Source organism: Acidobacteriota bacterium, assembly GCA_039683095.1.
Taxonomy (GTDB): Bacteria; Acidobacteriota; Aminicenantia; order Aminicenantales; family Saccharicenantaceae; genus RBG-16-66-30.
The window spans coordinates 804300-817998 of record JBDKSB010000012.1 but is presented as its reverse complement, the minus strand read 5'-3'; the positions used below and the strand labels follow the sequence as shown (position 1 = coordinate 817998).

The 13699-nt window shown below is 68.4% G+C and carries 10 protein-coding genes; 4 read left to right on the top strand and 6 right to left on the bottom strand.

The window, feature by feature from the left end; translation table 11 throughout:
- Nucleotides 1–45 precede the first annotated feature (45 nt).
- Together ABFD52_11335 and ABFD52_11330 are read right to left on the bottom strand one after the other, a co-directional pair.
- Nucleotides 46–1278 (bottom strand): pyridoxal phosphate-dependent aminotransferase family protein, encoded by a 1233-nt coding sequence (locus tag ABFD52_11335; protein ID MEN6561359.1) that lies wholly within the window; start codon nt 1276–1278, stop codon nt 46–48.
- A gap of 176 nt (nt 1279–1454) precedes the next feature.
- Nucleotides 1455–2357 (bottom strand): arginine deiminase family protein, encoded by a 903-nt coding sequence (locus tag ABFD52_11330; protein ID MEN6561358.1) that lies wholly within the window; start codon nt 2355–2357, stop codon nt 1455–1457.
- A 244-nt stretch (nt 2358–2601) separates the two neighbouring features.
- On the opposite strand from ABFD52_11330, the gene ABFD52_11325 reads away from it, so the two are divergent.
- The 4 genes from ABFD52_11325 to ABFD52_11310 all read left to right on the top strand — a co-directional run bounded on the left by ABFD52_11325 (nt 2602) and on the right by ABFD52_11310 (nt 7153).
- The gene (locus ABFD52_11325) at nt 2602–3846 is read left to right on the top strand and encodes an outer membrane protein transport protein (GenBank protein ID MEN6561357.1); all 1245 of its coding nucleotides are present in this window, start codon (nt 2602–2604) and stop codon (nt 3844–3846) included.
- Nucleotides 3847–4109: 263 nt separating this feature from the next.
- Nucleotides 4110–5504 carry a Gfo/Idh/MocA family oxidoreductase gene (locus ABFD52_11320; GenBank protein MEN6561356.1) on the top strand — a complete coding sequence of 465 codons (1395 nt, stop codon included), beginning with the start codon at nt 4110–4112 and terminating at the stop codon, nt 5502–5504.
- Nucleotides 5505–5573: 69 nt separating this feature from the next.
- On the top strand, nt 5574–6350 hold the full coding sequence (locus tag ABFD52_11315; protein MEN6561355.1) for a DUF1080 domain-containing protein: 777 nt from the start codon (nt 5574–5576) through the stop codon (nt 6348–6350).
- A 41-nt stretch (nt 6351–6391) separates the two neighbouring features.
- Nucleotides 6392–7153, top strand: a complete 762-nt coding sequence (locus ABFD52_11310) for a ThuA domain-containing protein (protein ID MEN6561354.1) — start codon at nt 6392–6394, stop codon at nt 7151–7153.
- Nucleotides 7154–7166: 13 nt separating this feature from the next.
- On the opposite strand, the gene ABFD52_11305 is transcribed toward ABFD52_11310, so the two are convergent.
- The 4 genes from ABFD52_11305 to ABFD52_11290 form a co-directional block, all read right to left on the bottom strand.
- A complete protein-coding gene (locus tag ABFD52_11305; protein MEN6561353.1) occupies nt 7167–8741 on the bottom strand; it encodes a flippase activity-associated protein Agl23 in 1575 nt (524 codons plus the stop codon).
- Nucleotides 8738–9415, bottom strand: a complete 678-nt coding sequence (locus tag ABFD52_11300; GenBank protein MEN6561352.1) for a discoidin domain-containing protein — start codon at nt 9413–9415, stop codon at nt 8738–8740. Before ABFD52_11300 ends, ABFD52_11305 begins: the two co-directional genes overlap by 4 nt.
- A complete protein-coding gene (locus tag ABFD52_11295) occupies nt 9412–10371 on the bottom strand; it encodes an FAD:protein FMN transferase (protein MEN6561351.1) in 960 nt (319 codons plus the stop codon). The genes ABFD52_11300 and ABFD52_11295 overlap by 4 nt, the downstream gene beginning before the upstream one ends.
- A 70-nt stretch (nt 10372–10441) precedes the next feature.
- Nucleotides 10442–13627 (bottom strand): PEP/pyruvate-binding domain-containing protein, encoded by a 3186-nt coding sequence (locus ABFD52_11290; GenBank protein ID MEN6561350.1) that lies wholly within the window; start codon nt 13625–13627, stop codon nt 10442–10444.
- Between the last annotated feature and the right edge of the window lie 72 nt (nt 13628–13699).

Below are 13699 nucleotides of genomic sequence, written 5' to 3'. Positions count from 1 at the left end.
TGCCTTCCGGCCGCCCCGCCGGCCTCCGTTCCCCGTCCGGACGGCTTAGGCCGCGGTCTGGATGAGCGGCTTGACCTGCTTGAAGATCTCGAGGACGCGGTCGACCTGCTCGTCCGTGTGGGTGGCCATGTAGCTCGTCCGCAGGCACGAGAACTCGGGCGGGACGGAGGGCGGCAGGGCCACGTTGGTATAGATCCCGGCCTCGAAGAAGACGTTCCAGGCCTTCAGGGTCTTCATCGCGTCGCCGATGACGATGGGGATGATGGGCGTTTCGGAGGCGCCGATGTTGTAGCCCATGGCCCGGAGCTCGGTCCGGACGCGGGCCGCGACCTTGTTGACCCGTTCGACGCGCTCCGGCTCCGCCTCGAGGATGTCCAGGCAGGCCAGGACCGCGGCCACGTTGGACGGCGGCAGGCTGGCGCTGAACATGAACGGCCGGGCGAACATCTGGATGAAGTGGACGGCCTCCTTGGGGCCGGCGATGAAGCCGCCGACCGAGGCCAGGGACTTGCTGAACGTGCCCATGACCAGGTCGACGTCGTCCTGCAGCCCGAAATGCCAGCCCGTGCCCCGGCCGCCGCCGAGGACGCCGATGGCGTGGGCGTCGTCCGACATGAACCGGGCGCCGTATTTCTTGCACAGGGGGATGATCTCGGGCAGCTTGGCGATGTCGCCGCCCATGCTGAAGACGCCGTCGACGATGACCAGCTTGGCCGGCCCCGCCGGCAGACCCTTCAGCACGTGCTCGAGGTCGGCTGGGTCGTTGTGCTTGTAGGTCCGGATCTGGACGTTCTTCAGGGCCTTGGCCATGCGGACGCCGTCGATGATGCTGGCGTGGACCTCTTTATCCGTGACGATGATGTCGTCCTTGTCCATGATGGCCGGGATGGAGCCCAGGTTGACCTGGAAGCCGGTGCTGAAGACGAGAGCCGCTTCCTTGCCGACGTACTTGGCCAGCCGGCCCTCGAGCTCGATGTGGAGGTCCAGGGTGCCGTTGAGGAAGCGCGAGCCGGTGCAGCTCGTGCCGTACTTCTTGATGGCCTCGATGGCCGCTTCCTTGACCTTGGGATGGGTGGTCAGCCCGTCGTAGTTGTTCGAGCCGATCATGATGTATTTCTTGCCGTGGATATAGGCTTCGGGCCCCTCGGCGCGGTCGATGGGGATGAAGAAGGGGAACAGGCCCATGGCCTGGGCCGTCCGGGGATTAAGCGGATAGCCGTATTTCTGGGCGACCTTCGGGTCGGAATAAAAGCCCTTGCATTTCTCGAAAAGGTCCATGTTGCACGTCCTTTGGTAGGATTTCAGCCCCCAAGTATAGAATTCCCCGCCCGAACTGTCAATTTTCAAGGCGGGGAAAGGGGGACGGAACGTCCACAATTCCCCGCTCGGGTTGGCGGGGAAAGGGGGACGGAACGTCCACAATTCCCCGCCCGAACTGTCAATTTCGAGGGCCGCTAGGCGGCGCCAGGCCATTCCCTGAACGGCCGCGTCAGGCAGGTCGGGCCGCCGGCGCCCTTGGCGGAGATCTCCCGGCCCTCGTAGGCCAGGACCTCGATCCCGGCCTTCTCCAGGGCGGCCGCCGTCCGCGGGTTCCCGGACAGGGCCAGGCACTTCCCCGGGGCCAGGGCCAGGACGTTCGCACCCATTGAGCCGTATTCCTCGTCCGGAACTTCGACCAGCCCCAAGCCCGATTCCAGCAGGCGTTTCCGGAAGGGCACGGGGAGCAGGCGGGAATAGACCAGCAGCTTTCCCTGATCGACCGGGCTCAGCATCGACATCAGATGGAGCACGTCGCCGGGGCCGTCCCAGTGGGGCAGAGGAACCTCGAGGACCTCGATGCCGTCCGCCGCGAGGAGCTCCCGGAACTGCCGGATCCCCTCGGCGTTGGTCCGGTAGCCGTGGCCGACGGCGACCGTTTTCCCGTCGAGCCAGACGACGTCGCCGCCTTCGAGGGTGCCTGGCGCCCGGATCTCGCCGGCCACGGGCCGGCCCGCCCCCCGGATAAGGCCGCCGACGGCCGCCGGCTCGCCCCGCCGGAGCTCTTTGCCCATCCGGCAGAGGATGACGCCGCGCGGCCCGGCGCAAGCGGCGTCCCGGACGTAGATCGAATCAAGGCCCGTCCCGGGGTCGGCGGGAAGGAAGCGGATCGCTCCCGCCCAGCGCCCGAGGATCCCGGCGAACGCGTCGTATTCGTCGCAGGCCCGGCTGAAGTCCGGCTCCCCGGCGTAGCCCAGGTCCCGCCACTGCTTCCGGACGCCGTCCCGGTCGATCCAGGCCTGCCGCGGATGCTTGAGGAGGAGCTCCCGGATCGGCGCCGTTTCTGATAACCCGCTCGAAGCCATTGTCACGCCCTTCATAGCGGCTTTTCCCCCGCCGCCGGGGACATCTTATCCCGGGCCGGGCCGGCCGTAAAGGGGTGCTCCTCCTTCGTTCCCCGGCCCCCACGGCAACGGGCCGGTCCGGGCCCCGCCGAGCCCCGCGGAGGCCGGCCGGTCCTGATAACAGACAGATAACAAATGAGTTACCAATTAATGTTGCCAGGCCCTGGATTTTAAGCGGGGGATAGTGTAAAATCCCGCGCAAATCGGAATAGGAGGAAAAATGAAGAGACTGTCTCGAGTGTTGCTTCCCGTGCTCCTGGCCGTGGGCCTGGCGGCGGGCCTATTCGCCAACGGCCTCAACCTGAACGGCACCGGCGCCAAGTCGGACGCCATGGGCGGCGCCTTCATCGGCCTGGCCAATGACTTCACCGCGGCCTACTGGAACCCGGCCGGACTGGCCCAGATCGCCAAGGCGACCTTCGGCCTGTACGGCTCGGACATCATTCCCACCGGCACGTACGCCTTCAGCGCCGCCGGGATCGACGCCAAGTCCAAAGCGGCCCATTACCTGATCCCCGGAGTGGGCTACTTCCGGCCCATCGGGAAGAAGCTGGTCGTTGGCGCCTATCTTTACGCCCCGTCGGGAGTCGGCGCGGAGTATAACGGCCAGGACCTGGCCGCGCTGACCGGCGGCACGCCGATGCTGTGGTACAGCAAGCTGGCCATCATGACGATTTCACCGTCCGTGGCCTACAAGATCACCGATAAGATCCTGGTCGGCGCCACGCTGGACATCGATTACGGGACGCTCAAGATGGACCAGCCGTTCGCGCTCGGCCAGTACCGGGAAGACCTCAAGGGCTGGTCCGTGGGCGGCACGATCGGCCTGCTCGTCAAGCCCGTCGAACAGTTCAGCTTCGGCGTGAGCTACAAGTTCCCCTTCAAGGCCAAGCTCAAGGGCGACGTCACTATCCCCTACGCGACCCTGATCCCGGGCGTCACCTCGACGACCGAGCCCGGGACGCGCGAAGCGACCTGGCCGATGTGGCTCGGCGGCGGCGTGGCCGTCAAGCCGGTCGACAAGCTGACCATCACGGCGGACGTCCAGTGGACCAACTGGAAGAAGCTGCAGACGGCTCCGATCACGTTCGAGGACCCCACCTGGAACGCCGTGTTCGGCCCCGGCGGGACCTATGATCGGTTGATCCCCTTCCTCTGGAAGGACTCGCTCCAGTACAGGTTCGGCGCGGAATACCAGGTTTCGACGAGCCTCGCCCTGAGGGCCGGCTACTACCTCGACCAGAATCCTGGTCCCGTCTCGACGCAGAACGTCCTCCTGCCCGAATTCAAGTACAACTGGTTCTCCGCGGGATTCGGCTACGAGTCGGCGCATTTCGTCGTCGACGCGGCGCTCCAGTACGGCATCGGCAAGGACGTCACCGTGCCGTACGGCGAGGGCACCATGCCCGGCGTCCACGGCATGAAGATGTGGGTGCCGAGCCTCAGCTTCGCCTACAAGTTCTAAGCGTTCGGTCCTTCCGCCCGGGCCCCTTCTCGCCCGAAGGGGCCCGGGCGTTCTTTCGCCTCTTCCGGGCCTCTTCGGATTGACCCTGTCCGAGGCTTTGTGATATAAGCCCCTTTGGCATTCGACGCCCGGTTCCATGAGGTCATCGACGGCTCCCGCCACTCCCCCCTTGTTCCCGCCGGCCCTTTTTCCCCTCGGTCCCGCCGCCGCCCCGGCCCGGGCTTCGTCCGTCAATAATCCCGCACGATAAGGAAGGTGTGAACATGGACGAGTCGAACAAGACCGCCGCTCCCGCCCAGCCGGCCTGGAGCCGGCGGAAGTTCCTCAGCGCGGCATCGGCCGCCGCGGCCGGGTTCATGGTCGTGCCCCGGCACGTCGTCGGCGCTACCCAGAAGCGCAAGGCGCCGAGCGACACCCTCGACATCGCCTGCATCGGCGTCGGCGGCATGGGCTTTTCGGACACGCGCGGCGTCCGGTCGGAGAACATCGTCGCCCTGTGCGACGTCGACGACGAGATGATCGCCAAGCTCCTGCGCAGCGAGGATCTCGAGCCGGCCGAGCGGGCCATGTATGAGAAGGCGGCCAAGTACCGCGACTTCCGGCGCATGTTCGAGAGGGAAAAGGGCATCGACGCCGTCACGGTGACGGTCCCGGACCACAGCCACGCCGTGATCGCCATGACCGCCATCAAGCTGGGCAAGCATGTCTATGTCCAGAAGCCGCTGACGCACACGATCAAGGAAGCCCGGCTCCTGGCCAAGGCGGCCAAGGAAGCCAACATCGTCAGCCAGATGGGCAACCAGGGCCATTCCAAGGAAGGCGCCCGGCTCGTCTGCGAGTGGATCTGGGCCGGCGCCCTCGGCGACGTCACCGAGGTCCACTGCTGGACGAACCGGCCGATCTGGGCCCAGGGCATCGACGCGCCGGCCGAGATCCCGTCCGTGCCGTCGACTCTCGACTGGGACGTCTGGCTCGGCCCGGCTCCCTTCCGGCCTTACCACCCCGCCTACCATCCCTTCAGCTGGCGCGGCCTGTGGGACTTCGGCACCGGGGCGCTCGGCGACATGGGCGCCCACATCATGGACCAGCCCTTCTGGGCCCTCAAGCTCAAGTCGCCGATCAGCGTCCAGGCCTCGTCCACGGTCTTCACCAAGGACTACGCGCCGCGAGCCGAGGTCGTGACCTACGAGTTCGCCGCCCGCGAGGGCATGCCTCCGCTGACCCTGACCTGGTGGGACGGCGGCCTGATGCCGCCGCGCCCGGCCGAGCTCGAACCCGGCCGGATGATGGGCGACGACGGCGGCGGCTGCCTCTTCCGCGGCACCAAGGGCCTGCTGATGTGCGGCACCTACGGCGAGAACCCCAGGCTCGTTCCCGAGAGCCGGATGCAGGAGTTCGTGCGCCCGGCCAAGACCATCCCCCGCTCGCTCGGCATCCGCGAGGAGTGGATCGAGGCCATCAAGAAGGGGACCAAGTCGACGACCGACTTCTCCTACGCCGGCCCGCTGACCGAGACCATGCTCCTGGCCAACGTCGCCGTCCGCCTCAAGGACAAGAACACCAAGCTCCTCTGGGACGGCGACAAGATGGAGTTCAGCAACATGCCCGAGGCCAACGAGCTTCTGCACTTCCCCTACCGGCCCGGCTGGAGCCTGTAGATCGAGTTGCCGTGTTGGGAGGGATCGTCCCCGAAGGGGCGGTCCCTCTTTTTATCCAAGGAGGCCGAGATGAGGCTGACGACGCGAGACGATCCGAAGGGCCGGCCCCTTCTCCGGGCGGCCGTGTCCGCGGTCCTTCTTCTTGCGACCGCGGCCGCCGCTCAGATCCAGTGGCCCGTCCATGATATGACCCGGCCGCAGCCGCCGGTCGTGACGCCCGGCCCGGCCGGCCCGCCGGTCCCGCCGCCCTCCGGCGCGGTCGTCCTCTTCGACGGCCGGGGCCTGGCCGGATGGACGGACGCCAAGGGCCAGCCGGCGAAGTGGAAGGTCGAGGACGGCTTCATGGAGGTCGTCCCCAAGTCCGGCGGCATCCGCACGGCCAGGGGCTTCGGCGACTGCCAGCTCCACGTCGAGTGGATGGCCCCGTCCCCGGCCCGCGGCTCGGGCCAGGACCGCGGCAACAGCGGGGTCTTCCTCATGGACCTCTATGAGGTCCAGGTCCTGGACTGCTACGCCAACACGACCTACGCCGACGGCATGACGGCGGCCATCTATGGCCAGCACCCGCCGCTCGTCAACGCCTGCCGGCCTCCGGGCGAGTGGCAGGCCTACGATATCGTCTTCCACCGGCCCCGCTTCGGCACGGACGGCCGGGTCCTCGCCCCGGCCCGGATGACGGTCTTCCACAACGGCATCCTCGTCCACGACAACGACGTCCTGACGGGCCCGACGGCCCACAAGGCCCGGCCGCCATACAAGGCGCACGCCGACCGGCTGCCCATCTCGCTCCAGGACCACGATCATCCGGTCCGCTACCGGAATATCTGGCTCCGCGAGCTCGAGTGAAAGGACAGGCCATGAAGAAAGTCATCGTTCTCGCCGCGGTCATGCTGGGGACGGCCGGCCTCCTGATCTCGTCCGGCGCCGGCCAGGCCCCGCCAGCGCAAAAGACGGCCCTCGTCGTCTGGGGCGGCTGGGAAGGCCATGAGCCCAAACAGTGCGTCGACATCTTCGCCCCCTGGCTCGAGAGCCAGGGCTTCAAGGTCGAGATCTCTCACACCCTCGATGCCTACCTGGACCTCGAGAAACTGAAAAAGCTCGACCTCATCGTCCACATCTTCACCATGTCGGACATCACGGCCGAGCAGGAGCGGAACCTGGAGGAGGCGGTCAAGAGCGGCGTCGGGCTGGCCGGCTGGCACGGCGGCCTGGGCGACGCCCACCGGTCGGCCGTGGAGTACCAGTTCATGGTCGGCGGCCAGTGGGTCGCCCATCCCGGCGGGGTCATCGACTACGACGTCGACATCACCAACACGACGGACCCCATCACCAGGGGGCTGAAGGCCCGCTTCCACATGAAGTCCGAGCAGTACTTCATGCACGTCGATCCGGCGAACGAGGTCCTGGCCACGACGACCTTCTCGGGCCAGTACGCGCCTTGGACCGCCGGCGAGGTCATGCCGGTCGTGTGGAAGAAGCTCTACGGCAAGGGCCGCGTCTTCTACACGTCCCTCGGCCATGTCGCGGCCGACTTCGACGTGCCCGAGGCCCGGACGATCGTCCAGCGCGGCTTCCTCTGGGCCGCCCGGGCCATGGGCGAGGACCCGGCCGGGATGAACATCTACGCCCCGCTCCTCAAGAAGAAATGACCGGCGCGGCGGCTCAGGGGCCGCGGCGGACGAAGAGGGACAGGACGACCTCCGGCCGGAGGCCGTAGAATGATTGCGCGTAGCCGTCGCCGAGAGCGGCGGCCATGTCGCCGGCGAACGCGGCGGACGAGATGACGACGGGAGCCCGGCCGGCCGGCACGTCCTTCGCGGCCGCTTCGGGGCTCGTCCAGTAGCCGACCTTCCCGAATCGCCGCAGGTACCAGGGCAGCGGCCAGGTCTCTTCGGGAGGGGCGACGACCTCGACCAGGATCTCTCTCTTCTCCGGCGCCGCGGCGGCGGCCCGCTCGACCGCCGCGACCAGCTTCAGGAAGTCGGGGCTCGTCTGGGCGTAAGCGTAGGGATTGGCCGGGTCGGCGGGGGAGACGAAATTCGCCCGGTAGCCCTGGGCCGCCAGGCCGGCGAAACCGAGGACCAGGATCGCCGGGACGAGGATCCGGACGAATCTGGAGCGGCCGATCCGGACGAGCGCGGCCGCGCCGTCGCCGGCCAGGATGACCAGGCCAAGATAGAAGGGGAGCATGTTCCAGGGGGTCTTGTAGGGGATGAGACTGTACGCGGCGGCCGTGACGGCCGTGAAGAAGAGGATGAAGCGGAGGAAACGCCCGCTGCCGTTCCGGCCGGCGTCACGGCGCAGGGCCGCGATCCCGCCGGCCAGGGCGAGGGCGAGAAGGAAGGCCTCGCTCCAGAGCGGGCCGCCGGCCGCCTTCGAGTAAGCCAGCGTCTGGAAATAGTAAGGCCAGGGATGGGCGTGGACGCCGGGCCGGCCGGCCCGGGCGAACGACATGCCGACGGCCCGGACGGCGTCGGCCAATCCGGGGATGTTGCTGAAGAACGAGGAATAGAAAAGCACGGCGACGGCCGCGCCGGCCGCCAGGAACAGCAGGGCATGCCCGGCGCTCGGGAGCTTGGTCCTGGTGTCGCGCCAGACCCAAGCGTCGCCGGCCGTCAGGACCGGGCGGCGGCGCGTCCGGACGCTCTCGAAGATCGACAGCAGGAGGAAGGCCGCAGCCAGGCCGCCGAAGAGAATGAGGCTCGTTTCCTTTGTCGCCGCCATCATCCCGGCCGAAACGCCGGCCAGGAACGCCCAGGCGGGGGAGCGCTTGCGGGCGTACCGCCAGCCGCAGCCGACGAGCGCCGCGAGGAAGAGGACGAGCAGCGTCTCCTGGATGTAGAAGCGGCTGTAATAGGTCAAGGCGGGAGAGACCGCGGCCAGCGCCGCCGCGGCCAGGATCGCGCCGCGGCCGAGCCCGCCGGCGAAGAGGAGGATGACGAGGAGGAGCGCCGCCCCGGCCAGGGCCGGGACGAGCCGCAGGACCCGCTCGTCCAGGGCGGCCAGGGTCCTGTCTCCGGCCGCCCAGGCCGAGGGCAGGGTCAGGTAATAGAGCGTCGGGCCGTGATGGTCGCCGGGGTCGAAGCGGTATTCGCCGCGCTCGAGGAGCCGGCCGAACTTGACCGCCTGGTTGGCCTCGTCGGGGTGCATCGGCCGGACGTCGAGGCGGACCAGACGGAAGGCCAGGGCGCCGAGGACGGCGCAGAGGAACAGCCCGCGAAAGGCCCTCTTGGTCATTTGGCCGGCAGACCGTAGACCTCGACCTCCACGTAGTGGTTCATGTCGTTGGACGTGTTGCCGGCGCTGTAGAGACGGACGTAGCGGGCCTTGACGCCCTTGGGATCGAAGAGCTTGCCGTCGAAGGTCTCGATATACTCCTTGTCCTTGCCAGCGCCGAGGCCGGAGCTGTTGTCATGGTCGTTGTTGAAGACCGTGGTCACGCCGCTGATGAAGTCCTTGTCATTCGAGACCTGGACGATGACGTCCCGGTAGACGCGGGCCTGGCTGTGGTAGTGCCAGCAGACGATGGCGGCGAGCTCCTGCGGCTTGCCGAGATCGACCTGGACCCACTGGGTCATCGGGCCGAGCTCGACGTAATAGCCGTCCTCGCCGGACTTCTTGCCGTCGGTGACGTAGGATATTTCGCCGATGACCGGCTCCTTGTCGCTGGCCGTGACCGGCTTGCCGGCCGAGAGGAGGACCGTGCCGACCGGGACCATGAACGGCCCGCGGGGCCGGCCGGTGACGGCCTCGAGGTTGGGAGTGCGGATGTTCTTGGGCGTGCCGATGAACATCGGCTTTGGCAGCTGGATCTTCAGGACCTCCTTGCCCGGCTCCTGGGCCGCGGCGGCGGGCGCCAGCACGGCCAGGCCGAGGCCGAGGATCGCTATTCCACACATGAGCTTCTTCATCTTGAACGTCTCCTTGAATTTCGCGCGGGCCGCGCTTCGGACATCGTGCCCGCATTGAATATTCTACACGTTTCGGGGCCGGTTTTCACGAGGGCCCAGACGGCCCGGTGCCGGCGGCAGAAGGCGGCCACCTCGGCCGGCGACATGACCATGAAGGCCGTCGACAGGGCGTCGGAGACGGCGGCCGAGGGGTGTGAGGCCCAGGCTGCGACGGCCCCCCCGGCCGGGCGGCCGCTGCGCGGATCGACGATATGAGCGCCCTTGACCTCGGTGCCCGACCCGCTGAGCGAGCGCCGGCGCAGGAGGACGCGGCCGGGTCCGGAGGCGCTCCCCGCCGCCCCGCCGGCGCCGACGGGCCAGCCCCCGCCGCGCCCGGCCGAGGCCGGGCCGGGGCCGTCGGCCAGGGCCGTGCTCGTCCCGGCATGGAGGAGGACGTTGCCCACGTCCCAGGTCCGGAGAACGGCCAGGGCCGCGTCCAGGGCGTAGCCCTTGCCCACCGCCCCCAGGTCGAGGTCGAGGGCCGGGGCGGACGCCCGTCCCTTCGGCCGAAGCCGCGTCACCTCGAACCCGCGGCCGTCCGTATCGATCCGGAGGAGCGCCGCGAGCGGCAGCGGCCCTCGCCTGGCCCGGCCCCCGGCCCGGCGGGCCGCGCCGAGGTGATCGATGTCGAAGGCGCCGCCCGTTTCCCTCTGGACGAAGGCAGCGAGCCCGAGGACCTCGGCCGTCTCGAGGCCGATGCGAAGGGACCGGCCGGGCCCGAGCCGGCCGATCCGGCTGATCTCGCTCGAGGGGTCGAAGCGGCTGAAAAGCAACTCGATCCGGTCGATCTCGTCGAAGGCCGCCCGGGCCGCCTGCCCGGCATAGGTCCGGCCCTTGCCCGCGATGAACACCTCGAACGTCGTCGACATGGCCTCGTGGGCGAAGCGATGAACGGCCGGATCGCGGCTCGGCGGCATATGTCGAGTATCCCCGATTCTCCGGCCCAAATCAAACGGAAAAGGGCCGGCCGGGAGCGGTGTCCCCGGATTAAACGGCCTTGGGCCCGAGCGGGAGCCCGCGAACGGCGTTCGAAGCGACCTTGAGGCGGGCCGCGACGTCCTTCTCTCCCTGGATCTTCTCGTCCGTCAGGAAGAGGACGTCCAGCAGGCCGTCGGAATGGAACCCGGTCCGGAAGTAGTTCACCTCGGCCAGCGACATGCTCCAGCCCTGGAGCCAGGTCTCGAGCTCCTTGCGCTGGCGGGCGCCGCCCGTGAAGTGGATGACGAGCCTCATGGGCGAGGCTGGATCGGCCTGGCCGCCGTCGCCCGGGTCCACGTAATAGACGCCCCGGATGCCCCATTTCGGGCCGCCGCAGCGGCAGGCGATCCGTTCGGCTATGCGCATCCGCCAGAGGGACTGGCCCTCGTCCTCGCCCAGCCCGGCCCGGGCGGCGCCGCCGGCCGTCCGCACCGCGGCCTCGGGCGGAGCGAAGTAGCCGACCGCCGCTTCCTCGTCGGCGTTCATGACCACGCGGAGAACCTTGCCGCCGGCGGCCTGGGGGACGTCGATGACCCGGAGCGCGTCGGCGAGCCCGGCGCACTCCGGGCAAAGGTCGGCCAGCCGGTTGGGCGACGTGAGCAGGAACCTCTCGTTGAACTTGATCCCCTCGTCGTCGGGATAGAGCGGCAGGTAGCGGATGCCCGACTCGACGAGGTCCTGGAAGAAGTGCGTCCCGAACGAGACGTCGGGGACGTAGTTGCCCTTCTTGCGCGCCACCTCGATGAGCATGGCCGAGTTGTTGATCTCGGAGTAGGTGACCCGGACGCCGAGCTTGATGTCGCCACGGCTGCCCCAGCGCCCGGGCCCCATGAGGATGAACTGCCGCCGCGGCAGGAGCTTGTTGAGCTTGCCCACGGCCTGCCCGACGGCCGCCAGATCGGCGAAATCGGCCAGGCCGCCGTAGCGGTCCGGATCGACGTAGACGATGTGGGTGATGTCGGCGACGCGGCCGTTGGGGACGTGCTTGCGGGCCGTGAACAGGACGGCTTCGTCCGGCAGGTTGGCCGGGATCTCCATGGCCACGTCCTCGGCGGCCTGGCTCTGCGGCCGGCACTGGAGGAGGTAGAAGTCAGTGCCCGTCGAGGCGAACTCGATGTCGACCGGAACGCCCATGGCCGTCGACAGGGTCTTGAGGATGGCCTCGAGCTGGGCCATGAAGGGCGACGCGGCGACCAGGCCGTCGAAGGTGGCCACGGCGTCGGACGAGGCCCAGTCCGTGGCCAGGCCCATGGGCCGCTGGAGCAGGCCGTCCCGGTAGATGGAGAAGACCTTGGTCAGGGCCGGGAAATCGCGGCCGGCCTCGCGCAGGACCTCCCGGATATCCCTGGTCACGAAGGCGTTCTCCTCGAGGTCGATGACGTCGATCCTCTTGGGCGAGTAGCGGACGACCTCGTCGGTCGAGACGTTGACCCGCAGGTTCGGCTGGCCGGGCGAGACGAGGACGGGATAGTCGTCGCTGACGCGGTCGACGGCCCGCGTCCCCAGCCCCGGCACGAGCCGGAGCAGGCCGTCCTCGCGGCGGATGCGCGGCGACCAGCGGAACTCGTTCCGGCTGAAGGCGACGCCGGCGTAGGCGGGGAAGAAATACTTCCCGACGCGGGTCCCGACGACCTCCTGGATCATGACGCCCATCTCCTCGTAGAAGTCGAGGAGGCCGCGCTCGGCCCGGTACTGTATCGGGTCGGGGCTGAAGATCGAGGCGTAGACCTCGGCCACGGCGTCGAGCAGGGCCCCGAGGCGCTGCTGCTTGTCGCCCTGGTTGGCCAGGAACAGGGACTTGTACTTCCCGGCGAAGGCCGTGCCCAGCCGGTCCTCGAGGAGGCTCGAGCTGCGGACGATGAGCGGGACGTCGCCGAAGTCGTCCAGGGCCACCGACAGGCCCTTGACGATCTCGGGCGGGAAGGTCGAGTTCTTGAAGACCTGGACGAGGTGGGGATACTCCTGGCGGACGATCTCGATATCCTTGTATTTCTGCTCGTGGACGTCGTCGAGGTTGTTGTAGGACGTGAAGGCGATCAGGGCGTCGGAGGTGATGTACCAGGTCCGGGGCTTCTTGACCGTGCCGATGGCCTTGGTCCGGCGGGCCGCCTGGGCCAGGATCCGGCTGGCGACGAACAGCCCGGCGCTCTTGCCGCCCAGCTTGCCGTGGCTGCCGGGCGGGAAGACGATCTTCTCGCTCAGGTCGAAGAAGTCCTCGATGTCGACGTACTTCTTGGCGACGTTGATGAACTCGAGCTGCTCGGTGAAGAAGCGGCGGATGAGGGCGACCCGGACGCTGTTGGCCGTCGAGCGCGGCAGCTGGATGCCCTCGGGCGCCAGGATCCTGATCCGGCGCATGCTGTCGAGGACCTCCGGCAGGCCGGCGTAGACGTTCTCGAGGTTCTGGACGGCCGAGCTCGAGCGGTCCTCGTTGATCCACCGCTGGATGCGGTCCAGGATCTCCTCGTCGGTCAGGTTGGCCGAGGCGCAGCGGAAGGTCTCCTCGGTCAGGGCGAAGAAGCGGTCCAGGGACTCCCGGGTCTGGGGCTGGTTCGATTCCCCGTACAGGCCGTCGGCCACGGCCGCGCCGCCGAACCGCTGCAGCAGGTCGCGGGCCTCGCCGACGCCGCGCCAGCCGAGGTAGTTCATCATCTTGCGGGAGACCCGCAGGAGAAGGGTCGGGTTGGTGTTGCGGAGGAGGTCCAGGGCGATCCGCCAGCCCCGCGTGCCGCCGGCGCCGTCGCGGCGGTCGCTGCTGATCTGCTCGTACATGCCCCGCAGGCGCTGGTGGAGAATGAACTGGCCGAGGCGCTCGGCGACCTGGTGGATGAGCTTGACCTCGCCCTTCATGAACGGGCCGCAATCGCTCTCCGGCGTCGGCTTCCTGTAGGAGACGCAGAGGCGGCCGACCGAGGCGTCCTGGACGCGGATGTCCGCGCAATGCACGTAGGGCGTTTCCTCGTATTCGGGGGTTTCGAAGACGTCCGTCCCGTAGGTGATCTGGGCCTGGCAGCAGTCGGGGTACTGCCAGCCCGGCGGGACGGCCTCGATGATCTGGCGGAAGACCTCTTCCAGGGGGACGTCGTAGATGCTGAGGATCTCCTCGATGCGGTAGAGGCAGCTCAGCTCCTTGGCCCGCTCGTGGAGCGTGGAGAACAGGGTCTCGACGGCCGTCGGCGTGCGCGGATTGGTCATGTCGCGGCGTCCCTCCTTTCTGATCGAGAGGCCGCCGGCCCGGTCCTGTTCCGGCCCGGGTCCGGTCCGTCA

Bases quoted from the DNA above. Each gene is read 5' to 3' on its own strand.
- ABFD52_11335 (MEN6561359.1), bottom strand. From the start codon at position 1,278: ATGGACCTTTTCGAGAAATGCAAGGGCTTTTATTCCGACCCGAAGGTC.
- ABFD52_11330 (MEN6561358.1), bottom strand. From the start codon at position 2,357: ATGAAGGGCGTGACAATGGCTTCGAGCGGGTTATCAGAAACGGCGCCG.
- ABFD52_11325 (MEN6561357.1), top strand. From the start codon at position 2,602: ATGAAGAGACTGTCTCGAGTGTTGCTTCCCGTGCTCCTGGCCGTGGGC.
- ABFD52_11320 (MEN6561356.1), top strand. From the start codon at position 4,110: ATGGACGAGTCGAACAAGACCGCCGCTCCCGCCCAGCCGGCCTGGAGC.
- ABFD52_11315 (MEN6561355.1), top strand. From the start codon at position 5,574: ATGAGGCTGACGACGCGAGACGATCCGAAGGGCCGGCCCCTTCTCCGG.
- ABFD52_11310 (MEN6561354.1), top strand. From the start codon at position 6,392: ATGCTGGGGACGGCCGGCCTCCTGATCTCGTCCGGCGCCGGCCAGGCC.
- ABFD52_11305 (MEN6561353.1), bottom strand. From the start codon at position 8,741: ATGACCAAGAGGGCCTTTCGCGGGCTGTTCCTCTGCGCCGTCCTCGGC.
- ABFD52_11300 (MEN6561352.1), bottom strand. From the start codon at position 9,415: ATGAAGAAGCTCATGTGTGGAATAGCGATCCTCGGCCTCGGCCTGGCC.
- ABFD52_11295 (MEN6561351.1), bottom strand. From the start codon at position 10,371: ATGCCGCCGAGCCGCGATCCGGCCGTTCATCGCTTCGCCCACGAGGCC.
- ABFD52_11290 (MEN6561350.1), bottom strand. From the start codon at position 13,627: ATGACCAATCCGCGCACGCCGACGGCCGTCGAGACCCTGTTCTCCACG.